General features: G+C 62.9%; 24 protein-coding genes and 1 riboswitch. Of the genes, 17 read left to right on the top strand and 7 right to left on the bottom strand.

Going from position 1 to position 23,898, the window contains the following annotated elements:
* The first annotated feature begins 3 nt into the window (after nucleotides 1–3).
* The 10 genes from obgE to HT585_RS18605 all read left to right on the top strand — a co-directional run bounded on the left by obgE (nucleotide 4) and on the right by HT585_RS18605 (nucleotide 10,478).
* Nucleotides 4–1,014, top strand: a complete 1,011-nt coding sequence (obgE, locus tag HT585_RS18650; RefSeq protein ID WP_176354386.1) for a GTPase ObgE — start codon at nucleotides 4–6, stop codon at nucleotides 1,012–1,014.
* A gap of 1 nt (nucleotide 1,015) precedes the next feature.
* Nucleotides 1,016–2,185 carry a glutamate 5-kinase gene (gene proB / locus HT585_RS18645; RefSeq protein WP_176354385.1) on the top strand — a complete coding sequence of 390 codons (1,170 nt, stop codon included), beginning with the start codon at nucleotides 1,016–1,018 and terminating at the stop codon, nucleotides 2,183–2,185.
* The gene (locus HT585_RS18640; protein WP_176354384.1) at nucleotides 2,178–3,461 is read left to right on the top strand and encodes a glutamate-5-semialdehyde dehydrogenase; all 1,284 of its coding nucleotides are present in this window, start codon (nucleotides 2,178–2,180) and stop codon (nucleotides 3,459–3,461) included. The genes proB and HT585_RS18640 overlap by 8 nt, the downstream gene beginning before the upstream one ends.
* Before the next feature lie 16 nt (nucleotides 3,462–3,477).
* Nucleotides 3,478–4,086, top strand: a complete 609-nt coding sequence (locus HT585_RS18635; RefSeq protein WP_176354529.1) for a nicotinate-nucleotide adenylyltransferase — start codon at nucleotides 3,478–3,480, stop codon at nucleotides 4,084–4,086.
* A gap of 44 nt (nucleotides 4,087–4,130) precedes the next feature.
* Entirely contained in the window at nucleotides 4,131–4,622 is a 492-nt protein-coding gene (rsfS, locus tag HT585_RS18630; protein ID WP_077500806.1) for a ribosome silencing factor, read from the top strand.
* A gap of 265 nt (nucleotides 4,623–4,887) precedes the next feature.
* Nucleotides 4,888–5,370, top strand: a complete 483-nt coding sequence (gene rlmH, locus HT585_RS18625) for a 23S rRNA (pseudouridine(1915)-N(3))-methyltransferase RlmH (protein WP_176354383.1) — start codon at nucleotides 4,888–4,890, stop codon at nucleotides 5,368–5,370.
* 207 nt (nucleotides 5,371–5,577) lie between these two features.
* Nucleotides 5,578–7,011 (top strand): murein hydrolase activator EnvC family protein, encoded by a 1,434-nt coding sequence (locus tag HT585_RS18620; protein WP_176354382.1) that lies wholly within the window; start codon nucleotides 5,578–5,580, stop codon nucleotides 7,009–7,011.
* Nucleotides 7,001–8,323: a S41 family peptidase gene (locus HT585_RS18615; RefSeq protein ID WP_176354381.1), complete on the top strand. Its 1,323-nt coding sequence runs from the start codon at nucleotides 7,001–7,003 to the stop codon at nucleotides 8,321–8,323. Before HT585_RS18620 ends, HT585_RS18615 begins: the two co-directional genes overlap by 11 nt.
* Before the next feature lie 137 nt (nucleotides 8,324–8,460).
* On the top strand, nucleotides 8,461–9,678 hold the full coding sequence (locus HT585_RS18610) for a divergent polysaccharide deacetylase family protein (RefSeq protein WP_176354380.1): 1,218 nt from the start codon (nucleotides 8,461–8,463) through the stop codon (nucleotides 9,676–9,678).
* A gap of 272 nt (nucleotides 9,679–9,950) precedes the next feature.
* The gene (locus HT585_RS18605) at nucleotides 9,951–10,478 is read left to right on the top strand and encodes an RNA pyrophosphohydrolase (RefSeq protein WP_176354379.1); all 528 of its coding nucleotides are present in this window, start codon (nucleotides 9,951–9,953) and stop codon (nucleotides 10,476–10,478) included.
* A gap of 626 nt (nucleotides 10,479–11,104) precedes the next feature.
* On the opposite strand, the gene bfr is transcribed toward HT585_RS18605, so the two are convergent.
* The 5 genes from bfr to HT585_RS31770 form a co-directional block, all read right to left on the bottom strand.
* Entirely contained in the window at nucleotides 11,105–11,596 is a 492-nt protein-coding gene (gene bfr, locus HT585_RS18600) for a bacterioferritin (RefSeq protein ID WP_176354378.1), read from the bottom strand.
* Entirely contained in the window at nucleotides 11,562–12,005 is a 444-nt protein-coding gene (locus tag HT585_RS18595; protein WP_246707799.1) for a (2Fe-2S)-binding protein, read from the bottom strand. The genes bfr and HT585_RS18595 overlap by 35 nt, the downstream gene beginning before the upstream one ends.
* A 263-nt stretch (nucleotides 12,006–12,268) precedes the next feature.
* Nucleotides 12,269–15,625: an error-prone DNA polymerase gene (locus HT585_RS18590; protein ID WP_343214035.1), complete on the bottom strand. Its 3,357-nt coding sequence runs from the start codon at nucleotides 15,623–15,625 to the stop codon at nucleotides 12,269–12,271.
* Entirely contained in the window at nucleotides 15,622–17,139 is a 1,518-nt protein-coding gene (locus tag HT585_RS18585; protein ID WP_343214043.1) for a Y-family DNA polymerase, read from the bottom strand. The genes HT585_RS18590 and HT585_RS18585 overlap by 4 nt, the downstream gene beginning before the upstream one ends.
* Nucleotides 17,090–18,049: an ImuA family protein gene (locus HT585_RS31770; protein ID WP_246707798.1), complete on the bottom strand. Its 960-nt coding sequence runs from the start codon at nucleotides 18,047–18,049 to the stop codon at nucleotides 17,090–17,092. The genes HT585_RS18585 and HT585_RS31770 overlap by 50 nt, the downstream gene beginning before the upstream one ends.
* 170 nt (nucleotides 18,050–18,219) lie before the next feature.
* Between HT585_RS31770 and HT585_RS18580 the strand changes: the two genes are divergently transcribed.
* Entirely contained in the window at nucleotides 18,220–18,654 is a 435-nt protein-coding gene (locus HT585_RS18580) for a metallopeptidase family protein (protein WP_173418314.1), read from the top strand.
* Nucleotides 18,655–18,862: 208 nt separating this feature from the next.
* Here HT585_RS18580 and HT585_RS18575 read toward each other — a convergent pair whose 3' ends face one another.
* Entirely contained in the window at nucleotides 18,863–19,069 is a 207-nt protein-coding gene (locus HT585_RS18575) for a DUF1737 domain-containing protein (RefSeq protein ID WP_173418315.1), read from the bottom strand.
* Entirely contained in the window at nucleotides 19,066–19,971 is a 906-nt protein-coding gene (locus tag HT585_RS18570) for an HpcH/HpaI aldolase/citrate lyase family protein (protein ID WP_176354376.1), read from the bottom strand. Before HT585_RS18570 ends, HT585_RS18575 begins: the two co-directional genes overlap by 4 nt.
* A 110-nt stretch (nucleotides 19,972–20,081) precedes the next feature.
* On the opposite strand from HT585_RS18570, the gene HT585_RS18565 reads away from it, so the two are divergent.
* The 6 genes from HT585_RS18565 to HT585_RS18540 all read left to right on the top strand — a co-directional run bounded on the left by HT585_RS18565 (nucleotide 20,082) and on the right by HT585_RS18540 (nucleotide 23,615).
* The gene (locus HT585_RS18565; RefSeq protein ID WP_176354375.1) at nucleotides 20,082–20,327 is read left to right on the top strand and encodes a hypothetical protein; all 246 of its coding nucleotides are present in this window, start codon (nucleotides 20,082–20,084) and stop codon (nucleotides 20,325–20,327) included.
* 260 nt (nucleotides 20,328–20,587) lie between these two features.
* The gene (locus HT585_RS18560) at nucleotides 20,588–21,016 is read left to right on the top strand and encodes a VOC family protein (RefSeq protein WP_176354374.1); all 429 of its coding nucleotides are present in this window, start codon (nucleotides 20,588–20,590) and stop codon (nucleotides 21,014–21,016) included.
* A gap of 201 nt (nucleotides 21,017–21,217) precedes the next feature.
* Nucleotides 21,218–21,823: a 3-isopropylmalate dehydratase small subunit gene (gene leuD / locus HT585_RS18555; RefSeq protein WP_053249188.1), complete on the top strand. Its 606-nt coding sequence runs from the start codon at nucleotides 21,218–21,220 to the stop codon at nucleotides 21,821–21,823.
* A gap of 9 nt (nucleotides 21,824–21,832) precedes the next feature.
* Nucleotides 21,833–22,213, top strand: coding sequence for a RidA family protein (locus HT585_RS18550; protein ID WP_176354373.1), 381 nt, complete (start codon nucleotides 21,833–21,835; stop codon nucleotides 22,211–22,213).
* Nucleotides 22,214–22,335: 122 nt separating this feature from the next.
* Nucleotides 22,336–23,175: an AAA family ATPase gene (locus HT585_RS18545; protein WP_176354372.1), complete on the top strand. Its 840-nt coding sequence runs from the start codon at nucleotides 22,336–22,338 to the stop codon at nucleotides 23,173–23,175.
* A complete protein-coding gene (locus HT585_RS18540) occupies nucleotides 23,172–23,615 on the top strand; it encodes an NUDIX domain-containing protein (protein WP_176354371.1) in 444 nt (147 codons plus the stop codon). Before HT585_RS18545 ends, HT585_RS18540 begins: the two co-directional genes overlap by 4 nt.
* A 196-nt stretch (nucleotides 23,616–23,811) precedes the next feature.
* Nucleotides 23,812–23,889, top strand: a riboswitch (SAM riboswitch).
* The last annotated feature ends 9 nt before the right edge of the window (nucleotides 23,890–23,898 follow it).

Below are 23,898 nucleotides of genomic sequence, written 5' to 3'. Positions count from 1 at the left end.
CCAATGAAATTTCTCGACGAAACGAAAGTCTATATACGCTCCGGCGACGGCGGCGCAGGCGCCGTGTCGTTCCGTCGCGAAAAGTTCATCGAATTCGGTGGACCGGATGGCGGCGACGGTGGTCGCGGGGGCGACGTCTGGGTGGAGGCGGTGAACGGCCTCAACACCCTGATCGACTTCCGCTACCAGCAGCATTTCAAGGCCAAGACCGGCACGCACGGCATGGGCCGCAACCGCACCGGCGCCGGTGGCGCCGACGTGACGCTGAAAGTTCCGGTCGGCACCCAGATCTTCGAGGAAGACAGCGAGACGCTGATCGTCGACATGGTCGCCGAAGGCCAGCGCTACCGGCTTGCCGCCGGCGGCAACGGCGGCTTCGGCAACGCCCATTTCAAGTCGGCCACCAATCAGGCGCCAACCTGGGCCAATCCCGGTCTCGAAGGCGAAGAAAAGACCGTCTGGCTCAGGCTGAAGCTGATCGCCGATGCCGGTCTCGTCGGCCTGCCCAATGCCGGAAAGTCGACCTTCCTTGCCGCCTGCACCCGGGCCCGGCCGAAGATCGCCAATTACCCCTTCACCACGCTGCATCCGAACCTCGGCGTCGCCACCATCGACGGCAACGAATTCATCATCGCCGACATTCCCGGCCTGATCGAAGGTGCGCATGAAGGCGTGGGCATCGGCGACCGCTTCCTCGGCCATGTCGAGCGCACCCGCGTGCTGCTCCACCTCGTCTCCGCCCAGGAAGAGGACGTCGCCAAGGCTTACAAGACCGTGAAGCACGAGCTCGAAGCCTATGGCGGCGGTCTCGAAGACAAGCCCGAGATCGTCGCCCTGTCGCAGATCGACGTGCTCGACGAGGATGAATTGAAGGTGAAGGCCAAGGCGCTGGCGAAGGCCTGCGGCGAAAAACCCCTTCTGCTTTCCGCCGCCACCAGCAGGGGCATGACCGAGGCACTGCGGGCGCTGCGCACCGTCATTGTCGCAGCAAAGTCCGGAGAAGAAAGCGCCTGACATGACGAAGACCCGCAAGCCGCTTCAGAAGTATCGCCGGGTCGTCATCAAGATCGGATCGGCGCTGTTGGTCGATCGCGCGACCGGGCTGAAAAAGGCCTGGCTCGACGCCATGTGCGCCGACATTGCCGCGCTCAGGGCCAGGGGCGTCGACGTTCTCGTCGTCTCCTCCGGCGCCATCGCGCTTGGCCGCACGGTGCTGAAGCTACCGGCAGGGGCTTTGAAGCTCGAAGAGAGCCAGGCGGCTGCCGCCGTCGGCCAGATCGCGCTCGCCCGCGCCTGGTCGGAAAGCCTTTCGACCGACGCCATCGTCGCCGGCCAGGTGCTCCTGACGCTCGGCGACACCGAGGAGCGCCGCCGCTATCTCAATGCCCGCGCCACGATCAACCAGCTCCTCAAGCTCGGCGCCGTGCCGATCATCAACGAGAACGATACGGTCGCCACCACCGAGATCCGCTACGGCGACAACGACCGCTTGGCTGCCCGCGTCGCCACCATGGTCGGCGCCGACCTGCTGGTGCTGCTGTCCGACATCGACGGCCTTTATACCGCCCCCCCGCATCTCGACCCCGACGCCCGGTTCCTCGACACGATCGCCGAGATCACGCCCGAGATCGAGGCGATGGCGGGCGGTGCGGCGTCCGAACTGTCGCGCGGCGGCATGCGCACCAAGATCGACGCCGGCAAGATCGCAACCACTGCCGGCTGCGCCATGATTATTGCCTCAGGCAAACCGAACCATCCGCTGGCCGCCATCGAAGACGGCGCCCGCTCGTCCTGGTTCGCTCCATCAGGCTCGCCGGTCACCGCGCGAAAAACCTGGATCGCCGGTCAGCTGCTTCCGGCCGGAACGCTCTCGATCGATGCCGGCGCCGAAGAGGCACTGAGATCGGGCAAAAGCCTGCTGCCTGCCGGTGTGCGCGAGGTGAAGGGCACTTTCAGCCGTGGCGACACCATTGCCATTCTCGGTGCATCGGGCCGCGAGATCGCCCGAGGGCTTGCCGGCTATGACGCCGACGAGGCCCGCCAGATCGCCGGCAAGAAATCCGCCGAGATCCCTGCGATCCTTGGGTACGCCGGCCGCGCCGCCATGGTGCACCGCGACGATCTGGTGATGACCGGCAAACGCGCCGAAGAGAAGGACGGCCGGAGGGATGAAGTCCATGCTTGATGAAGTCAGGAAGACGGATGACGTCGAGAGCGTCATGCTCGAGATCGGCCGCCAGGCGAAAGCCGCAAGCCGTCCGCTTGCCGTCGCCACTGCCGAACGCAAGCATGCGGCGCTGGTCGCCATGGCCGAGACCATCGTCAACCGCCGCGACCAGATTCTCGCTGCCAATGCGATTGACCTTGAAAACGCCCGCCAGTCCGGCGTTGCAGCCTCCTTCATCGACCGCCTGACTCTGAGCGAAGAGCGCATCCGCGACATGGCAAGCGGTATTCGCGCGATTGCAGACTTGAAGGATCCGGTTGGCGATATCATCGCCGAATGGGACCGCCCCAATGGGCTGCACATCGAGCGCGTCCGCACGCCGCTCGGCGTCATCGGCGTGATCTATGAAAGCCGGCCCAACGTGACGGCCGACGCAGGTGCCCTCTGCCTGAAGGCCGGCAACGCCGTCATCCTGCGCGGCGGCTCCGACAGTTTCCACTCCTCGCGCGCCATCCATGCCTGCCTTGTCGCGGGCCTGAAGGCCGCCGGCCTGCCCGAGCATGCGATCCAGATGGTGCCGGTTGCCGATCGCGCCGCCGTCGGCGCCATGCTTTCCGGCCTCGGCGGCTGCATTGACGTCATTGTTCCGCGTGGCGGAAAAAGCCTCGTTGCCCGGGTCCAGAACGAGGCACGCGTGCCGGTGTTCGCCCATCTCGAAGGCCTCTGCCACATCTATGTCGACGCGTCGGCCGATCTCGCCATGGCCGAAAAGATCGTCGTCAATGCCAAGATGCGCCGCACCGGCATCTGCGGCGCTGCCGAGACGCTGCTGATCGACAGAAATGCTGCCGACAGGCTGGCAAAGCCGCTGCTTCAGGCACTTCTTTCGGCCGGCTGCGAAGTGCGGGTGTCGAGCGAGCTTGCCGGCAGCATCGACGGATTGAAACCCGCGACCGACGCGGATTGGTCGACGGAATATCTCGACGCGATCATCTCGGTCCGGCTGGTGGACGGCATCTCCGGCGCGATCGAGCACATCAACACGTGGTCCTCGGCGCACACCGAGGCTGTCATCGCCGAGGATGCCGAAGTCGTCGAACGGTTCTTCGCCGAGATCGATTCGGCCATCCTCCTGCACAATGCCTCCACCCAGTTTGCCGACGGCGGCGAATTCGGCATGGGCGGCGAGATCGGCATTGCCACCGGCAAGATGCACGCTCGCGGCCCGGTTGGCGTCGAGCAGCTGACGTCGTTCAAGTATCGCGTGCGCGGCGCCGGACAGGTCAGGCCCTGACGTGACATTTTCGGACGTGAACGGCCGCTATCTGCGCATGCCCCATGTCGAAAGCGGCATGGTGGTCGGCCTGTTCGGCGGCTCGTTCAATCCGCCGCACGAGGGGCATGTGCTGGTGGCCGAAACGGCGATCCAGCGCCTCGGCCTCAACCAGCTCTGGTGGATGGTCACGCCAGGAAACCCGCTGAAGAACCATAACAATCTCGCGCCGCTTGCCGACCGCATCGCGCTCAGCGAAAAGATCGCCCCCGATCCACGGATCAAGGTGACCGCCTTCGAAAAGGCGCTGGGGCAGAGCTATACCGCCCGCACCCTTGCGATGGTCCAGGCGCGCAACCGCGATATCCGATTTGTCTGGATCATGGGCGCCGACAACCTCAAGAGCTTTCATCGCTGGCAGAACTGGCAGAAGATTGCCCGCACCTTCCCGATTGCCGTCATCGACCGCCCAGGCTCGACGCTTGCCTATCTCTCCTCGCGCATGGCAAAAACCTTCGACTACGCCCGCATCGACGAGGACGACGCCCGCCGCCTTGCTTTTCACCGGGCACCCGCCTGGACCTTCATCCACGGGCCGCGCTCTTCCATGAGTTCGACGGCCCTTCGGTCCGCCAGGACGGCGTGAAATCGAATGATTCATTTCTCGCGTCTTGAAACCACTGTGGTTTGATGCCTACATTTACTGACGGTTCGAGCGAAACAGTCGAATCGGAAGTGCCTGTTCTGTTCACTTGGAAAGGAAAGACCCTGACAACAGCACACGCCAAGGGATATGCGGCCTCCGCGTTCCCACGCAGCACGGGATCTAGCGACGAAGCCGCTGTCCGTGCGCTTAACCTGGTCCTCGAAAGCCTAGAGGACTCGAAGGCAGAAGATATCGTCACCATCAACATTGCCGGCAAGTCGGCGCTGGGAGACTTCATGGTCGTTGTCTCCGGGCGATCGAGCAGGCATGTCGCGGCGATTGCCGACCATCTAACCACCGACCTGAAGGACGAGGGCTTCGGCAACGCCCGCGTTGAAGGTCTGGAAACAGGTGACTGGGTGCTGATCGATACCGGCGATGTGATCATTCACATCTTCAGGCCGGAAATCCGGGAGTTCTACAACATCGAAAAGATGTGGGCGACACCGGAAATCGAGGACGGCACGCTGCATTGAGACCGTCGGGTTCGTCGGACGTCTGAGCCGTCGCGCGAGCCGGGTTGCGGTCATGCATGTTGGGAATGTGGCTGTCATCGCCGAAAGGGCGCATCACAGCCGAGATGATTGTTGCGACTGATCGTAGCTGCAGCGCCGCCCGTCTGGTATGACGCGCAAAGGTCGCTGTCAGGCTCTAGAGCGCTGCATGATCTTCTCCTTGAATCGACCCCGGTTTCAGGAGGTGTGCAACGCGCGGTCCAGCGCAGACGGAGACGATTGGGTCATGCGTATCGGACTTTTCGCAGTCGGCCGCCTCAAGGCGGGGCCGGAAAAGGACCTTGCGGCTCGCTATCTCGATCGTTTTGCCAAGGCCGGTCCGGCAATTGGCCTCGAGCTTTCCCGCGTGGTCGAAGTCAACGAAAGCCGTGCGTCCAACTCCGACACGCGCAAGCGCGACGAGGCAGCGCAGCTCGAAAAAGCGCTGGCCGACGGCAGCCTGCTAGTGCTGCTCGACGAACACGGCAAGGCGCTTGATTCCGAAGGCTTCGCATCGCTGCTCGGCACCTTTCGCGACAGCGGCAAACGCGACCTGATGATCGCCATCGGCGGCGCCGATGGGCTCGACCCAAGCCTTCATTCGCGCGCCGACGCCGTGCTCAACCTCGGCAAGATGACCTGGCCGCATCAGCTCGTGCGCATTCTGATCGCCGAGCAGCTCTATCGCGCCGTGACCATCCTTTCCGGCCACCCCTATCACCGTGTCTGAGGCGCACGATCAAGCCGGCGATAACGAGAATATGTGTTGGTCGCATCCGCCAAATCAGATTAGGCTTTTTGAGAAGAGTGTCACGCGCCCGGCAGGAATGCCCGGCCAACGCTCCGAAGCATTGAAACTGCACGTGCCGTTTTCCGACAACCGGTTTCTGTTGGCAGGCATGAGTGCAGCTATTGTCGGCTGGACGCCTAGGGACGAATGACGCGCCGAAGCATGATCAGCGCTTTCGAAAAGATCGGTGGCGATGTATGGCGGCCCGCCCGCGCTGCGGCGCTGCTGGCGCTCGGGCTTGCCGTCGCCCTTCCCGCGTCCGCTCAGGACGTCCCCGCGACGCCTGGCACGTCTGGCGTGGATCAGCAGCAGGGGCCACCCGATCCGGCAGCAAACCTGACGCTTCGTCGCGACAGCACCCGCAGCGAACTCGATGCGCTGTCGAAAACGATCACGCTGTCGCAGGAGCGCGCCGACGAGCTGGCGGCAACCATTGCCGAGATCGACAAGAGCAATGAGGCGCTGCGCAGCGCCATCGTCGATTCCGCCAAAAAACGGCAGGATCTGGAGCAGCAGATCGTCGATGGCGAAAAGAAGCTGAGCGATCTGCGCGCCAAGGAAGATACCGTGCGCCGATCGTTGCGCGCGCGGCGCGGTGTTCTGGCTGAAGTGCTGGCAGCCCTGCAGCGCATGGGCCGCAACCCGCCGCCGGCGATCCTGGTGACACCGGAGGATGCGCTCGGCTCCGTTCGCAGCGCCATTCTGCTCGGCGCCGTCGTGCCCGGCATTCGCGAGGAAACGGATAACCTCGTCGCCGACCTGAAGGCGCTTGCCGATATCCGCGCCGGCATCGGCAAGCAGCGTGAAGAGCTGACGGCAGCGATGACGGCTAATGCCGAGGAAGAGCGTCGCATGTCGATGCTCGTCGCTGAAAAGGAAAAACTGCGCCAGAAGAGCGAGGCGGAACTTGCCGCCGAGCAGCGAAAAGCCCAGGAACTGGCCTCCCAGGCGACCAATCTCGAAGGGCTCATCGGTTCGCTCGAAAACGAGATCGCCTCGGTGCGCGATGCGGCGGCCGCCGCCCGCGCCCAGGAGGAAGAGCGCCTGCGCATGAGCGAGGCAGAGCGCGAAGCCGCGCGCGAGCTGGCCCGCAGCGCCGTGCCTGACAAAAACCGCATTGCGCCAGCATACGTCTTCTCGGAGCTGAGGAATAAGCTTGCCTATCCGGCCGCGGGATCGCTTTTGCGAAAGTTCGGTGATGCCGATGGTACAGGGCACTCCCTGCAAGGGATAATGTTGGAAACCAACCCCGGCGCGCTGGTGACTGCGCCGTCAGATGGCTGGATCGTCTATGCAGGCAATTTCCGCAGCTATGGGCAGATGATCATTCTCAATCCGGGCGACGGCTACCATGTGGTACTGTCGGGCATGGAGACGGTGAGCGTGCAGACCGGACAATTTGTCGTGGCGGGAGAACCGCTTGCGACGATGGGTGCAAAAAGAGTCGCAAGTGCTGCGGCCTTGGCGCTGGAAACGGACCGGCCGACGCTTTACATTGAATTCCGAAAAGACGGAAAACCGGTTGATTCCCGACCGTGGTGGACCGCAGCTGAGGTTGGAAAGGCGCGAAATGATACGTAGGGCTTCACTTGTTCTGGTCGGGGCGCTGATGGGTGCAACCGCTATGGGCGTCGTTTATTCGGCTGTCGTTCCAGCTGTTGCCGCCAATACCTCGACTTATCGCGAGCTGGCGATTTTTGGCGACGTGTTCGAGCGCGTGCGCGCGCAGTACGTCACCCCTCCGCAGGATGACAAGCTGATCGAGAATGCCATCAACGGCATGCTCTCGTCGCTTGATCCGCATTCGAGCTACATGAACTCGACAGACGCCGAGGACATGCGCACCCAGACCCGTGGCGAATTCGGCGGCCTCGGCATCGAAGTGACGATGGAAGACGACCTCGTCAAGGTGACGAGCCCGATCGACGACACGCCGGCCGCCCGCGCCGGTGTTCTCGCCGGCGACTTCATTTCCAAGATCGATGGCCAGGACGTTCGTGGCCTGAAGCTCGAGGATGCGGTCGAAAAGATGCGTGGCGCCGTGGGCACCCCGATCAAGTTGACGATCCTGCGCAAGGGCGCCGACAAGCCGATCGAACTGTCGATCGTGCGTGACGTGATCGCTGTTCGCGCCGTCAAGTTCCGCACCGAAGGCGACGTCGGCTATCTCCGCGTGATCTCGTTCACCGAGAAGACCTATGACGACCTGAAGAAGGGCATCGAAAAGATCAAGTCCGAAGTGCCGGCCGACAAGCTCAAGGGCTATGTCCTCGACCTGCGCCTCAATCCAGGCGGTCTGCTTGATCAGGCGATCAACGTTTCGGATGCCTTCCTGGAGCGTGGCGAGGTCGTTTCGACCCGCGGCCGCAATCCGGACGAGACCCGACGCTTCAACGCCACACCTGGCGATCTGACCGACGGCAAGCCGGTGGTCGTTCTCGTCAACGGCGGCTCGGCCTCCGCATCGGAAATCGTTGCCGGCGCCTTGCAGGATCTGAAGCGCGCGACCGTTCTCGGCACGCGTTCCTTCGGCAAGGGCTCCGTGCAGACGATCATTCCGCTTGGCGAAGCCGGCGCTCTGCGCCTGACGACGGCGCTCTACTACACGCCGTCGGGCAAATCGATCCAGGGTACGGGCATCACGCCCGACATCAAGGTCGAACAGCCGCTGCCGCCGGAACTGCTCGGCAAGGTCGAAGCCCAGGGCGAATCCGATCTGCGCGGTCACATCCAGGGACAGAGCGAAACCGACGAAGGGTCCGGCTCGGTTGCCTATGTGCCGCCGGAAACCAAGGACGACCTTCAGCTCAACTACGCGCTCGACCTGTTGCGCGGCACGAAGTCCGATCCGGCCTTTCCGGCAAGCCCGGAGCAGGCAGAGCTCAAGAAGTAAGCCATTGAAGGCGCCGGGCTGGTCAACCCGGCGCCTTTATACTATGTCGGCAGCAGGTGCTGCCGGAAACCGCTGATTCTCTCAAAGACGGCGCATCCCTCACCGGCAACGCTCCTTCAGGTCGACCGAGGCTCCGTTTGGGAACAGATCTCAATGCCCCCCTTGGCCAGAACCGCCGGGAAAAACCCGCGCCAAAACGCGACCGGCGTCGCGTGCTCAGCTATTCGCTTGTCGGCGTCATCACTGCTTGCCTAGTCGGCCTTTCCGCCTGGAACGCCATCTCTCCAGATGGATTGCGCAGGCAAGCCTCAACTGAAGGCGAGGCAGCGCCAGAAACGGCACAAACAGCGGAAAAGACACCCAATCCGGTAAGCGGCCAGGCATCGAACACCAGCGGCGGTACGCTGAAGCCGGGCAGCGCCTTTTCCGGCGCCCATGTCGAGGAAACCCTGACGAACGACGGCACCACTGTCACCAAGTTCACACCGCGCCAGCGTGACGGCAGCGGCCCAGCATTGATCAATGTCGGCCCGATCCGCGGCCAGGATCCGCGCATGGCTGCCCTTCCGAATGACGACCTGTTGGAAGACAGTGCCGAGGGCCGCCTGCCGATCACCGGCGCCGACGGGCTGCGGCCGATGGATCAATATGCCCGCCCCTGGTCGGGCGCGCGCGGCACCCGCATCGCCCTTGTGGTCGGCGGCCTTGGGCTCAGCCAGACCGGAACGCAGAAGGCCATCCGCGACCTGCCGCCGGATGTGACACTTGCTTTTGCCGCCGCCGGCAACAGCCTGCAGCGCTGGATGCAGGAGGCAAGGCGCAGCGGTCACGAGGTCCTGCTGCAGATCCCGATGGAGCCGTTCGACTACCCCGACAACGACCCGGGGCCGAACGCGCTGCGCCTCTCGCTCGGGCCTGCGAAGAACCTGGCCGCGCTGCACAAGAACATGGCGCAGATCACCAACTATACCGGCATCATGAACTATCTCGGCGGACGCTTTCTCTCCGATGCCGATGCGCTGGAGCCGGTGATGCGCGATCTCGGCAAGCGGGGCGTGCTTTTCCTCGACGACGGGACGTCGGCCCAATCGCTGTCCGGCAAGCTTGCGGACGCCTTCGATGTTCCCCACGGCTTTGCCGATATGACGGTCGACAGCGAACTCAGCCGCAATGCCATCCTGAAGAAGCTCGATGAACTGGAGCGCATCGCCCGGCGCAATGGCACGGCTATCGGCGTTGCCTCGGCCTTCGACGAGAGCGTCGCTGCGATAGCGCAATGGGCGGGCGAGGCACAGGGACGCGGCATCGAGATCGTCGGCGTCTCGGCGCTCGTCAAGGATCCGCAGGAGAGATAGGTGCGGAGCGAGGGCGTGGCCGCCAAACCGGCTGGTGATCGAGCGGCGGGTGCGGAGTTTCCTGGATCCGGCGGATAGGAGAGACGTTGGCCGGAAGCTGGCGGAGCGTTTGCCTCCCATCTGAGGCCCGGCGCTGATGGCGAACCGCAAGAAACCATTGCGGACCCGGAACCGGGGTGCGATGAGACATCGAAACGGTTCGAACATTTCAGGGCGGCGCTGGATTGCGACCAGGCGGTCGCGTTGCGCCGTGAGCCAGGAGAGGACAGCGGATGAGCAAGCACAATGACAAGACCCTCCGGCCGGAAGACCTGCCCTATCGCCCCTGCGTCGGCATCATGGTGCTGAACCGCGCCGGCCTCGTCTGGGCCGGCCACCGGATTGCCGTCGGCAATTCCGAATATGACGGCTCGCCGCAGCAGTGGCAGATGCCGCAAGGCGGTATCGACAAGGGTGAGGATCCGCTGAAAGCCGCCTATCGCGAGCTTTATGAAGAGACAGGCATGCGCACGGTCTCGCTGCTCGCCGAAGCGCCCGGCTGGATCAACTACGACCTGCCATCGCATCTGATCGGCATCGGCCTCAAGGGCAAATTTCGCGGCCAGACGCAGCGCTGGTATGCCTTCCGCTTCGAGGGCGATGAGAGCGAGATCGCCATCAACCCGCCGCCCGGCGGCCACGAGCCGGAATTCGACGCCTGGGACTGGAAGCCGATGCGCGACCTGCCGGACATGATCGTGTCGTTCAAACGCAAGGTCTATGAAGAGGTCGTCGCCAGCTTCGCCCATCTGGCGCCGTAACTGCGCCTTGTTGAACAGGCGTTGACCAGCGCGGGTGATACCAACCTGCGCCGATGACCGATTGCGTCGGGCCGGCCGCCGGCAAGGAGCGGGCTGCGGAGCGATATCTTTGCATCGGCCTGCGATTGCCGCCGCCGATGGCTTGCGGACGACCCAGCGGAAGGCACGACGTCCTACCACCTTATAGCCCCTGTGAGAGCCGCTTGACCCCGGTTGCCGCTTTGTCGTTACCGGAAGGAAGAGTCGCTGTGGCGCAAGACGTCAGTGGCAGCGCAGAGGTTGGTGTCGCTCCGGGATTGTTCGAGCCGGACCGGTTGCGCGCAGGGTCGCCGTGCCACTTGAAGGGGGAAGGTTGGATGCACCCGATCAGAGGTTTCGCAAGCTTCGATCAGGTTTATCGGGATGCGCCACGCCCATGGCAACCAGCAGCCTTCGCATCCACCCCTTGAACGCCATCGGCGGCGGGCGCATCAAAGATCTCCCTGGACTGAGCCTAGAGCGCTTTAAGATCTTGTTTTCACGCATGTCGTTACCGCAAAACCGCGGCACACTTTTGCGCGACATGCTTTAAAACGAAAAGGCCGCCGAAATGATCGACGGCCTTTTGCTTGAAGGGTGCGGGGCGCTCAGTCGACTTCGGCTTCGTTGGCCGGTGCGGCATTGAGTTGGCCGTACTTCTCTTCGCCGATCTTCTCAAGCAGCTCGAGCTGGGTTTCGAGGAAGTCGATGTGACCTTCCTCATCGGCCAGCAGCTCTTCGAACAGCTTCATGGAGACATAGTCTCCGGCCTCGTGACAGATGTCGCGGGATTTCTTGTAGGCCTTGCGGGCGTCGTATTCGCCGGCGAGATCCGCTGTCAGCACTTCCTTGACATTCTGACCGATGCGCAGCGGACCTACCGTCTGCAGGTTCGGATGACCTTCGAGGAAGATGATTCGCGCCACGAGCTTGTCGGCGTGGTGCATTTCCTCGATCGACTCGGCACGTTCCTTCTTGGCCAGGAGCGTGTAGCCCCAATCTTCGAGAAGGCGGAAATGCAGCCAGTACTGATTGACGGCACCGAGTTCGAGATAGAGCGCTTCGTTAAGCTGCTCGATGACCTTTTTGTCGCCTTTCAAGATCCGCCCTCCGGTTGTCTTCATGGAATTGTTTGAGGCGGGCCATGAAATCAAATATCTCGACGTCCGTCGAGTCGCGACGGCCGTGATATTGCTCGGTGGTACGGATGATGATGTCGACGACATTGGGGAAACAACCGCAGCAGCGACCGCGTTTCTCCATCGCGTGATAGACCTTCGCCGGCACGATCAGCTGCCAACAGTCCTCATCGAGGAGGGCTACGATCGTATCTTCGATGTCTTTTTCCGTGATGAAATTGCAGCTGCAAACCAGCATGTCGTCTTGCCTGTGTAACGCAACGTCCTGAATTCGCTCATAAAGCAAAAGAGGACATTTACTGTCAACAAAAAACTCCGCGAGTGGAAGTTGCACGTCGATTAGAACGAATCCAAACATGATGGAAAACATCGTATTTTCATAATATTAGCTCCACGCCGATGACCTTTTCGGCTGTGGATTTCTATGCAAGCCCGCTGGTAGACTGCGACATTTTTACGCAGTCCTCAGGCGATGTTCCCGGCCGGGCGATCTCCACCAGGATTCAGCGCTGAAATACGCCTTGGACGCAGCCGTCATCTCCGCGACTTACCAATGGCTTTGTCCTGCACGCAGTTTCGCGCAAGAGCTGCTGCCGGTCGCTTGCATGGTTCGAACCGAACATTACCCCTGTGTCAGTGGAAATTACGCCCCTTCGGCATGACGTCGGCGACCTCTGTCGCAACGGCCTGCTGATCGGCACCGGCGGCACGGCGAGCGGCCGCGAGGCGCAGGTCCTTCAGCACCTTTTTCTCTCTTGCGTCGGCCGTTGGCCGCAGCACCTCGTCGGCACGGTCGTTGGCGCCGAAGTGCCGCGCTTCCTTGCGCAACAGTCCGAGCATCGGGGTCATGTCCTCGATATATTCCGCCACCACATGGATGACCTCGCTTTCGCGCTGAAGCCGGCCCCGGATCTTGACGAGACGCGCGCCCATGATCACCGGGCGATACTGATCGAAGACCTTCGGCCAGACGATGGCGTTGGCAACGCCGGTCTCGTCCTCGATCGTCATGAAGATGACCCCCTTGGCCGAGCCCGGACGCTGGCGAACGAGCACCAGCCCGGCAACCGTCACCCTGCGGCCGACGGGTGCGGTGGCAAGAGCGCGACTTTCGACCAGCCCCTGCGCCGAAAACTCGGCCCGCAGGAAGGAAACCGGATGCGCCTTCAGCGAGAATGTGAGAGCGCGATAATCGTTGATGACCTGCTCGCCCTCCAGCATCACCGGCAACGACATCGCCGGCTCCAGCTGGAATTCGTCCTGCGTCACCTGCTCGAACAGCGGCAGCCGCTCGGCAGCGCTTTTCTCGTCCAGCGCCTTGACCGCCCAGAGCGCGTTGCGGCGATCTAGGCCGATCGAGCGGAACGCATCCGCATCGGCAAGCTTTTCCAGCACCGGCCGCGGCAGTCCCGAGCGCAGCCAGAGATCGCGAACCGACGTATAGCCGGCACCGCGACGGGCGACGAGCTTGTCGATGATGTCGGCCTCTCGGAGACCCTTGACCAGGCTGAAGCCGATGCGGATGACCTTTTCCGTCCTGATCACCCCCAGCATGTCGCGATGGCGTGGCTCCACCGCGCGCCTGTCGTGCCCGCCGTCCTCGAGGCCCGAATCCCAGTCCGAATGGTTGATATCGACCGGCATCACCCGCACGCCATGCTCGCGCGCATCCCGCACCAATTGCGCAGGAGCGTAAAAGCCCATCGGCTGCGAGTTCAAGAGTGCCGCGCAGAAGACGTCGGGATAATAGGTCTTCAGCCAGGAAGAGACATAGACGAGCAGCGCGAAGGACGCCGCATGGCTTTCCGGAAAGCCGTATTCGCCAAAGCCCTCGATCTGCTTGAAGCAGCGAACGGCGAAATCTCTGTCGTAACCATTGTCGACCATGCCCTCGACCATCCTCTGCTCGAAGGTGTGAATGGTGCCGGTCCGCTTGAAGGTCGCCATCGCCCGCCTGAGCTGATCGGCCTGGCCGGGCGTGAATTTTGCCGCGGTGATGGCGATCTGCATCGCCTGCTCCTGGAACAGGGGCACGCCGAGGGTCCGCTCCAGCACCACTTGCAGCTCCGGGCTCGGATATTCGATCGGGATGTTGTGACGGCGCTGCTCCCGCCGCTTCAGATAGGGATGCACCATGTTGCCCTGGATCGGTCCCGGCCGCACGATCGCCACTTCGATGACGAGGTCGTAGAAGATGCGGGGCCTGAGCCGCGGCAGCATGCTCATCTGCGCCCGGCTCTCGATCTGGAAGACGCCGATCGTATCGGCCCGGCAGATCATGTCGTAGACGGCCTCCTGCTCATCCTTGAACAGCGTGTGCAGGTCTTTCTTCACGCCATAATGCCGGTCGAGAAGCTTGAAGGCCCGGGCGATGCAGGTCAGCATGCCGAGCGCCAGGACGTCGATCTTCAGGATTTTCAGCGTATCGAGGTCATCCTTGTCCCACTCGATCATGTAGCGATCGGGCATCGCCGTGTTCATGATCGGCACCACCTCGTCGAGCCGGTCGCGGGTGATGACGAAACCGCCGACATGCTGGGAGAGATGCCGGGGGAAGCTCATCAGCTGGGTGGCATAGTCGAGAACCCGCACCGTCGTCGGATCCTTGGTGTCGAGGCCGGCGGCCTGCGCCTCCCGCTCCGACAGGTCGGCGGCCGACCACCCCCAGACAGAGCCGGCAAGCGCCGACTGTACGTCCTCCGAAAAGCCGAAGGCCTTTGCCGTTTCGCGGCCGGCCGAGCGCGCCCGGTAGCTGATGACGGCCGCGGTCAGCCCCGCATGCTCCTTGCCGTAAGTCCGATAGATATGCTGGATGACCTCTTCTCGCTTCTCATGCTCGAAATCGACGTCGATATCCGGCGGCTCGTCGCGCTCGGTCGACAGGAAACGGTCGAAGAGCAGGGTGGTCTTCAGTGGGTTTACCTCGGTAATACCAAGGCAATAACAGACCGTCGAATTCGCCGCCGACCCGCGCCCCTGACAGAGAATGTCGACGCTTCGCGCATATTCCATGATGTTGCGCACGGTGAGGAAATAGGGCTCGTAGCGCTTGTCGGCGATCAGATCGAGCTCGTATTCGATCTGGTTCGAGACCTTCTCGGGAATACCGCGGGGATAGCGTCGATGGGCGCCTTCCATCGTCAGTCGCCTGAGGGTCTCAGTCGTCGTTTCGCCGGCAAAGCTCTCGTCGGGATACTGATATTCGAGTTGCGCCAAGGTGAAATCCAACCGGCGGAAAAAATGTCCGGTATTGGCGATCGCTTCCGGGTAGTCGCGAAAGATGCGCGCCATTTCCCCCGACGGTTTCAGATGCCGTTCGGCATTGGCCTGAAGCCGGAACCCTGCCTGCGCCACCGTCACATGCTCGCGAATGGCGGTGACGATATCGGCGAGCGGCCGGCGTGCCGGCCCGTGGAACAGCGGGCTGTTGGTGGCAATCAGCCGCGTGCCCGCATTGCGCGCGATGGTGGCCAACCCGGCAAAGACCAGCTGGTCGAAACCATCATAGCGTGGCACCAGCGCCAGATAGAGCCGATCGGCGAACTGCGGCTTCAGCCGCTTCAGGAACGCCGAAAGCTTGTTGGCCTCCGGCGCTCCGATCACCGGATCGGGCACGACGGCAAGGAGGATATCCTCACCCCACTCGACAAGATCGGCCTCGTAGAGCGTGCAGTCGCCCTTTGTCGACCGGAGGTTTCCGGCACTCAGCATGCGGCAGAGATTGCCCCAGCCGCGGCGGTTGCGCGGATAGGCGAGCACATCCGGGATATCCTCGGCAAAACAAAGCCGGGCGCCGGGCTGGAAGGCGTATCCTTCCACCTTCGCCTGCGCATGGGCGCGCACCACGCCCGCGACCGTATTGCGGTCGGCGACGCCGAGGCCGGAAATGCCGAGCCGGCTGGCGGCAACGATCATCTCGCCCGGATGGGAGGCTCCTTCGAGGAAGGAGAAATTCGACCAGGCGCCGATCTCGAAATAGGGCGTGCTCACGCGAAGACCCCATGCATGAACCAGCGCGGCTGCGTCGGCCCGCCGTAATGTCCCTCGCGAAACAGCCAGAAGCGCCGGCCTCTCTCATCCTCCACCCGGAAATAATCCCGCTCGGCCGCCGTCTCGCCATCGAGCCACCATTCCGGCGCAATCCGTTCCGGCCCCTCGGCGCGCGCGATGCGGTGAAGGCTCCGCCGCCAGCGAAAGCTTCTGGGCGGCCCTTCCGGCACCTCGGCCACGGCTTCCACCGGTTCCGGACTTTGAAACAGCCGCTGCGGCCGAACGGAGGCCGCCAGAAGGCTGGCCGGAACAGAGCAGGCACCCTCCTCTGCCGTCTTCAGCATTCCCACATCCGCAAGCGGCTGAAAGACGGCGGCACGCTCCGGCACGTGGCTCTCAGACAGGACGGGCAGAAACAGGCTTTCCGCGCCCAGCCGCGCCATGACCCTGTCGGCAAAGGCCGCAAGCGGCCGCTGCCGGTCCGGCGTGCCAGAAAAATCCTCCTGCATCACCTCGTATTTTTCGCTTTTGGGAACCGACAGCCGCAGGATCTCGAAGCCGAAGCCGGCATCGAGATCGTCATGCACCGCCTGCAGCCGCTCGCGGAACAGGCCGGCAATGCGGCCCGGTTCAATCAGCGGCGAAGAGGTTCCGGCAGCGATGCGAAAGACCCGGCCGTCGACACGAAAGAGCAAGAGCTCGAACAGCCGTCCGCCTTGCCCACGCTTTTCCAGTTCCGGCTTCAGCCGTGCCGCCAGCTCCTGCGTCAGCACGAGAATATCGTCTTCGCCCTGGACCGGCTCTGAAAGCCGCCGCTCGGCCGAGAGGCTGGCAACGGGAAGCCGCGGCGAAAGCGGCTCGTCTTCCAGCCCCATGGCCTGATCGAGGCGTAACAGCAGCGTGGCCCCGAAGCGGCGGGCAAGCGGCGCCCGCGGCGCCTCGATGATGTCGCCGACCTGCTTGAGCCCGACCCGGCCGAGCGTTTCGATCATGTCGGACGTAAGCCTGAGAGCCGCCATCGGCAGCGGCGCCAGCACGCGTGCCGCCTCATCCGGAGCGATCACGCCTTGCGAGCCGAAGCGCGCCACGGCCCAGGAGAGCCCGGCTGAAGACGAGATCGCCGCACGCGCCTCGATACCCAGATGAAAGAGCCGGGCGAGCAGGTCGTCGAGAAGCGATTTCTCTCCGCCCAAGAGATGGGCGCAGCCGGTGATGTCGAGATAAAGGCCGCTGTCGCCGTCGAGCGCCACCAGCGGGGTATAGCGGCTGCACCAGTCGGCAAGCCCGTCGAGAAGGGCGCGATCCGCCGCCCGGTCGGCGGGCAGCACATCGACCTCGGGACACATGGCCCGCGCCTCGGCAACGCCCTGGCCCAGCTGGAAGCCGGACTTTTCGGCAAGGCCATCGAGCGCGACGAGGCGCATGGCATTCCTGACGCGGTCGGCAAAGACGACAGGCGGATGCTCAGGACGCCCGCGGGAAAGCCAGGAGGTGCCCCAGCGGCTCCGCGCCACCCGGTCGGCCGGAAGATGCGGAAAGTCGAGCGACAGAATGCGCTGGTTCTGGATTTGCCGCAGCAGCGGCTGGTAGGGGCTCGACGGGGTAAAAGCGGCGGTCATGGGGGTTCCACTCCAGGAAGAGGCCGACGGGGGCAGGAGACCTGCTTTTTTCGGCAATGACGTGAAAGACGGGATGGCCGATGCTGCCGCAAAGCATCGAGCCGTCAGGGAGGGGGCGCTCGCGGGCGGGCGCCGGTTCGATATGAAGCCGGAAGAAGGCGCTGCTCGCCTCCTCGTGGCCGGACTGACGCAGAAGCAGAAGAGGAATACGACCGGCGCGGGCGCGCACATGCAGGCGCCGGCTTTCGCTCAAGGCCAACGATGCCGGATTGCCGCGAATTTCGAGAATGACGGCACAGAAGGCCGAAACGGAAAGCGCCGTCTCGGCAATCCAGAGCGCGTCCTTGACCGTGCGCGGCAGGCTGAGGATCAGGCTTCGAATGTCGAGCCCATACGCCTTGAGGCCGAGGCCATAGGGCAGGCCCGCCTCGGTCGAGGCGAGCGACTGGCTGATCCACAGAACCGGTGCTCGATCGTCGCCCTTCTGCTGGCGCGCCTGCTGACAGAGGGCACCGAGCGCGGTTGCAAATCCGGCAGCAGCGCCGGCATCGCGCGTCTCGAAATTGCGGATTTCCGTCATGCCTTCGAGCGGCAACCCGCCCTCGAGGATAGCGTCGAGTTCGGGAATGCCGAGCGGCAGGACCTTGCGGCCGGAAGACTGGCTACCCTCTTTCCTGCTCCGGAAGCCTGCTGGATCGGCCGCCTTGACTGTCTTCACGACGCCTGCAAGCCTGCGATTTTCGATCCGGGCTATGGTTTCGCGAAGCGAAAGAACGGTCTCCCGCTGCACGGCGTTCTCGGCCATGACGGTCAACTCCCATTTAAGATGTTCCTGTTATGTTCTTATAGATTCCAGAGCCATCAGGAGGAGTCAATAACCAAATTTAAGAATTTATTCCTTGACCCTCGCATCAGGAATTCAACACTCGAAAAACAAAGGCAAAATCGCTATATGGAGGACAATAAGGAGTGCCTATGGCCCGCATTGACCAGACCGATGATTGGCGGGAACGCCACGCACCGACGCTCACGACATTCGAACAGCTCGCAGTGGAAGCCTATGGCCACCTGCCGCAGGAATTCCGCAAGCTGACGACCGACCTCATCATCGAGGTTGCCGATTTCCCCAGCGACGACGTCTTCGAGGACATGGCGCTGGAAACGCCGTTCGACCTGCTCGGCCTGTTCGAAGGCCGCGGGATTACCGAACGCTTCACCATGGAGACGGGCGAGTTTCCGAACCGGATCACCCTTTATCGCCGCCCGATCATCGATTACTGGGCGGAGAACGAGGAAACGCTGGGTGACATCATCACCCACGTGCTGATCCATGAGATCGGCCACCATTTCGGCCTCTCCGACGACGACATGGAGCGGATCGAGGCGAGCGTGGAGCACGTGGGCGGATAACGAACCCGCCCGATATTTTGCCCCTCATCCGCCTGCCGGCACCTTCTCCCCGCAGGCGGGGAGAAGGAACATCGCGGCACCCGCTCGCTTCTATGAAATCATCTGCGCAGAGGGACGACACCACGGGACGACGGAGCTTCGCCCACATCCCCTCCCCCCGCCTGCGGGGAGACTAGGGTGAGGGACCAAACGTGCCTAACGGCTCGCTTTACTGTTCCGACAGCTTGATGTCGGGATTATAATCCTTGCCTTCGACTTCCTTGAATACGGCCTGTCCGCATTGCATGTGCTGCGTATCCGCATTGAACGCGTAGGTCGGCGAGCCGTGCAGGGACCAGCCCTGGTTCAGCGCCGCCGTCACCTTATGGCAGAAGGACGCATCGTCAGGGCCGGTGAGGAAGCGGTAAAGTTTCAAAGTCTTGCCTTTCGTTTTTCAATCGTGTCCGCCTTGGCGGCAAGCTTCAGGGCCTGATCGAGATGCAGCCGCTCGATCATCCGGCCGTGAAGATTGATGACGCCCTTGGCTGCGTTCTCCGGCAGCGCGAAGGCGGCGATGATGGCGCGCGCCTCATCAACGGCGGCCTGCTCGACGCCGAAGCGCTCGTTGGCCGGGCCGATCTGCAACGGGTGGATAAGCATCTTGCCGTCATAGCCCATGTCGCGCCCCTGCCGGCATTCCTCGTCGAAACCGTCCGTGTCGCGGAAGTCGTTGAACACCGCATCGATGACGTCGAGGCCGCTACCGCGCGCGGCGAGCAGGATCTGCATCAGCCAGGGGATCAGGTACGGCCGGCCCGGACGATCGGGAACGCCGGTTTCCTTGCGCAGGTCGTTGAGACCGACGACGAAACAATCGAGCCTGCCGCCGAAGGTGCGGCCGGTCTCGGCGATCGCAGGCGCATTGACGACCCCACGCGGCGTCTCGATCATCGCCCACAGGCGCAGGTCCTCCGGCGCGCCGTTGTCCGCCAGCCAGTCGGCAGCGATCTGGATATCACCAGGGCTTTCGACCTTGGGCAAGAGGATCGCATCGGGCTTTGCCTCAAGAGCCGCCGCCAGATCGTCTTGGCCGAAGCCCGATCCGAGCGCATTGATGCGGATGACGATCTCGCAATCCGGCCGGTTTTCGCTGAGGTAGCGAACGAGCCCGTCCCGGGCCTCGGCCTTGCGCTCGGGGGCCACCGCATCCTCGAGGTCGAATATCGCGGCATCGATGGCCAGTTCCGAAATTTTCGCCAACGCGCGGACATTGTCTGCCGGGACGCAAAGCACCGAACGGCGCAGGCGAACGGGGTGATGTTCGATCGGTTTTGTCATGCGGCAGTTGTGCCCGCCTTTCATTTTTTCCGCAAGGCGAGGCGAACCGCCGCACCTCTCTTGCAAGCCGCGACGGCAACACCCACATCGGGACCAGAAAGGTGACGATCATGCAAAGCATACGTTCTGTTCTCTTTACGGCCCTCGCCATCACCATCACGCTGGCGGCCTTCGTCTTCACTGCATCGCTTGCGCTTGCGCTCGCCGGCATCGCTGCCGTTGTCGCGATCGGCAGTGCCATAGCAGCCCGGTTGAATTTCAAAACCGCCCGCGCAACGGCCCGCCCGACCTCCGGCCCCGCGCCGCGCGAAATGCGCATCTGGAACGACGGTCGCGGCACGATCATCGATCTCTAGGGATCGCTTCCCCCCCCAAAGAGCGTTTCCGGCTTGCTTCAGACCGAGGCACGGAAGCGCTCCAACTTCTCGTTTCTGCACATTTCCTGACGGAAAATCGCTTCGCGATTCCTCGACGCGCTGAAGCGCTGTCCGGCGCGGCAGCTCAACCCGTGCGATTTTTTTTCGATACCCCTGTCGGCAAGTCCCTTCTGCGTTCGTCCTTGGATCAGGCCAGCAAAGATCCTGGCCACGTTATCATTCCCCAATAGGAGCATGACATGGACAGCACGACGCAGAAAACAGACGCAAACCAGTTGCCTCAGGCGCTTAACGGGTTGGTGCCCTATCTCCAGGTCAATGGCGCGGCCAAGGCAGCGGAATTCTACAAGCACGCCTTCGGCGCCAAGGAAGCCTATCGGCAACCGGTCGACGACCAGGGTCGGACGATGCACATCCACCTCCACATCAACGGCAGTTCGCTGATGCTGAGCGACGCCTACCCGGAATACGGCCATCCACTGGAGAAACCGCAGGCATTCAGCCTGATGTTGCCGGTCGACGATATCGACGCGTGGTGGAGCAAAGCCGTCGCCGCAGGCGCCGAAGTCGTGATGCCGATCGAGCTGATGTTCTGGGGCGACCGCTACGGACAGTTGCGCGACCCCTTCGGCGTGCTCTGGGCGCTGAACGCACCCAAAGCAGGTTGAAACCCGCACCAGAATCCGGCCGGTGTCCGCAAAGCCGAGCGGCCAAGGCGCTCCAACGCAGACAACAGCCGCTGCAACACTTGCCGGGCAGGCGATTTCCCCCGCCCGGCAAGCATTTTCGGGATAGATTTTCCTTCATTTCGGCGCAAAACTGATCTAAACGCTTACGCAACATTTCGCTGAAATCGAAGGCCTGAAGTTATGGAAAAGTTCGTCAAGCTCACCGGCGTCGCCGCTCCCCTCCCCGTCGTCAACGTCGACACGGACATGATCATTCCGAAGGATTACCTGAAGACGATCAAGCGCACCGGCCTCGGCACCGGGCTTTTCGCCGAAGCACGCTACAACGAAGACGGCTCGGTCAACCCGGACTTCGTGCTCAACAAGCCCGCTTACCAGAACGCCAAGATCCTGGTCGCCGGCGACAACTTCGGCTGCGGCTCCTCGCGCGAGCATGCGCCGTGGGCGCTTCTCGACTTCGGCATCCGCTGCGTGATCTCGACCTCGTTTGCCGACATCTTCTACAACAACTGTTTCAAGAACGGCATCCTGCCGATCGTCGTCAGCCAGGAGAACCTGGACAAGCTGATGGACGACGCATCGCGCGGTTCCAACGCAATCCTGTCGATCGACCTGGAATCCCAGGAAATCACCGGCCCTGATGGCGGCACTGTCAAGTTCGAGATCGATGCCTTCAAGCGCCACTGCCTGCTGAACGGCCTCGACGATATCGGCCTGACGCTGGAGAAGGCAACGGCCATCGACAGCTTCGAAAAGTCGACCGCCGCCTCGCGCCCCTGGGCCTGAGCTGAAGGGATGACGCGCAAGCTCATCTCCTCCGGGTCGCCCTTCGAGAAGACGGCAGGCTATTCGCGTGCCGTCGCCAAGGGCGACTGGTGTTTCGTTTCCGGCACCACCGGCTACGACTACGCCACCATGACCATGCCGGAAACGGTGGAAGACCAGGCACGCAATTGCCTGAAGACGATCGAGGGCGCGCTGAAGGAGGCGGGCTTCTCGCTTTCGGACGTGGTGCGCAACCACTACTACGTCACCGATGCCAGCTTCGCCGATCGGGTTTTCCCGATCTTCGGCGAGATGTTCGGCGAGATCCGCCCGGCCGCCACCATGATCGTCTGCGATCTCATCCGCCCGGAAATGCTGATCGAGATCGAGGTCACCGCCTTCCGCGGTTGACCTGTGGCCAGCGGCAGACGACACGGCATTGGCACCCACCCCGCTTATGCGCTACTGCAGACGTATGACGACGGGTCTCACCGCAGACCCATCGTGTGCATCGCCACGACCGGAAGAAGCCCATGCAATTCGAAGGCACCGCCGACTATATCGCCGACAAGGACCTGATGATCGCGGTCAACGCCGCGATCCGGCTGGAACGGCCGCTGCTCGTCAAGGGCGAGCCCGGCACCGGCAAGACCGAACTTGCCCGCCAGATTGCGGCCGCCCTCGGTCTCGAGCTCATCGAATGGAGCGTCAAGTCGACAACCAAGGCGCAGCAGGGGCTCTATGAATATGACGCCGTCTCGCGCCTGCGCGACAGCCAACTCGGCGACGCGCGCGTCAACGACGTCAAGAACTACATTCGCAAGGGCAAGCTCTGGCAGGCATTCGAGGCCGGCAAACGGGTGGTGCTTTTGATCGACGAGATCGACAAGGCCGACATCGAGTTTCCGAACGACCTGCTGCAGGAACTCGACCGCATGGAGTTCCACGTCTATGAGACCAATGAGACGATCCGGGCCCGCCAGCGGCCGATCGTCATCATCACCTCCAACAACGAGAAGGAGCTGCCGGACGCCTTCCTGCGCCGCTGCTTCTTCCACTATATCCGCTTTCCAGATGCCGACACGCTCGCCCGCATCGTCGAGGTGCACTATCCCGGCATTCGCAAAACCCTGCTTTCGGCAGCCCTTGCCGCCTTCTACGACATCCGCCAGGTGCCGGGGCTGAAGAAAAAACCATCGACTTCCGAGGCATTGGACTGGATCCGCCTGCTCGTCGCCGACGAGATCGACCCGGCCGACCTGCGCGCCGACCCGAAAACCATGCTGCCGAAGCTGCATGGTGCGCTCTTGAAGAACGAGCAGGACGTCCACCTCTTCGAACGCTTGGCCTTCATGGCGCGCCGCGACCAGTGAGGCCCGACGCGCACAAGGTGCTGATCTACGCCACCTGGCAGGAGCAGCTGCTCGTTTTCGACGAGCCGGACTTTCCCGATGTGGACCTGCAGGTCCCGGGCGGCACGATTGAGCCCGGCGAAAGCCCGCAAGACGCCGCCTTGCGCGAATTTGTCGAGGAGACCGGATTGGCGCCGCCAGAAAGGCTCGTCCACCTCTTCACGCAGGACTATTCCTTCCTGAAAGATGGCCGGGCCATTTGCCATCGCCGACATTATTTTCACGTCGCGCTTGCCGGCGAACATCGGCAGACCTGGTTGCATCAGGAAATGACGCCTTTCGGCGGCGGCGAGCCGATCCGTTTTCACTTCTTCTGGCTCGGTTTTGATGAGGCCGCGCCCCGGCTCGGCTATGGCATGCAGGACGCTCTGCACTTGCTGCGAGATTGCCCCTCACCCTAGCCCTCTCCCCGCAGGCGGGGCGAGGGGACGCAGGCAGCCGGTGAGCTCGCCGCCTGCTGCAAGCCTAAAATGGAACAAAGCGGCCGCGGCATTGGTCCTTCTCCCCGCCTGCGGGGAGAAGGTCGCGGCAGCGGGATGAGGGGCCTTCTAGCCGGCGAATCGTTTTTCATTGACCCCCGCGCCCCTGCCGCGCTATCAAATAATCCGTGGTGATTTGGCCGGCCGGCTTGCAGCCACGTTAAACAAATCGCTAAAGGGCCGAGGAAACGTGGATTTTCCGAGG

It is taken from the genome of Ensifer oleiphilus (assembly GCF_013371465.1).
Lineage (GTDB): Bacteria > Pseudomonadota > Alphaproteobacteria > Rhizobiales > Rhizobiaceae > Ensifer > Ensifer oleiphilus.
This window is presented reverse-complemented; position numbering and strand designations above follow the sequence as displayed.

Coding starts and splice junctions, on each gene's coding strand:
- obgE (WP_176354386.1), top strand. CDS start 4: ATGAAATTTCTCGACGAAACGAAAGTCTATATACGCTCCGGCGACGGC.
- proB (WP_176354385.1), top strand. CDS start 1,016: ATGACGAAGACCCGCAAGCCGCTTCAGAAGTATCGCCGGGTCGTCATC.
- HT585_RS18640 (WP_176354384.1), top strand. CDS start 2,178: ATGCTTGATGAAGTCAGGAAGACGGATGACGTCGAGAGCGTCATGCTC.
- rsfS (WP_077500806.1), top strand. CDS start 4,131: ATGCCTACATTTACTGACGGTTCGAGCGAAACAGTCGAATCGGAAGTG.
- rlmH (WP_176354383.1), top strand. CDS start 4,888: ATGCGTATCGGACTTTTCGCAGTCGGCCGCCTCAAGGCGGGGCCGGAA.
- HT585_RS18620 (WP_176354382.1), top strand. CDS start 5,578: ATGACGCGCCGAAGCATGATCAGCGCTTTCGAAAAGATCGGTGGCGAT.
- HT585_RS18615 (WP_176354381.1), top strand. CDS start 7,001: ATGATACGTAGGGCTTCACTTGTTCTGGTCGGGGCGCTGATGGGTGCA.
- HT585_RS18605 (WP_176354379.1), top strand. CDS start 9,951: ATGAGCAAGCACAATGACAAGACCCTCCGGCCGGAAGACCTGCCCTAT.
- HT585_RS18595 (WP_246707799.1), bottom strand. CDS start 12,005: ATGTTTTCCATCATGTTTGGATTCGTTCTAATCGACGTGCAACTTCCA.
- HT585_RS31770 (WP_246707798.1), bottom strand. CDS start 18,049: ATGGCCGAGAACGCCGTGCAGCGGGAGACCGTTCTTTCGCTTCGCGAA.
- HT585_RS18580 (WP_173418314.1), top strand. CDS start 18,220: ATGGCCCGCATTGACCAGACCGATGATTGGCGGGAACGCCACGCACCG.
- HT585_RS18570 (WP_176354376.1), bottom strand. CDS start 19,971: ATGACAAAACCGATCGAACATCACCCCGTTCGCCTGCGCCGTTCGGTG.
- HT585_RS18565 (WP_176354375.1), top strand. CDS start 20,082: ATGCAAAGCATACGTTCTGTTCTCTTTACGGCCCTCGCCATCACCATC.
- HT585_RS18560 (WP_176354374.1), top strand. CDS start 20,588: ATGGACAGCACGACGCAGAAAACAGACGCAAACCAGTTGCCTCAGGCG.
- leuD (WP_053249188.1), top strand. CDS start 21,218: ATGGAAAAGTTCGTCAAGCTCACCGGCGTCGCCGCTCCCCTCCCCGTC.
- HT585_RS18550 (WP_176354373.1), top strand. CDS start 21,833: ATGACGCGCAAGCTCATCTCCTCCGGGTCGCCCTTCGAGAAGACGGCA.
- HT585_RS18545 (WP_176354372.1), top strand. CDS start 22,336: ATGCAATTCGAAGGCACCGCCGACTATATCGCCGACAAGGACCTGATG.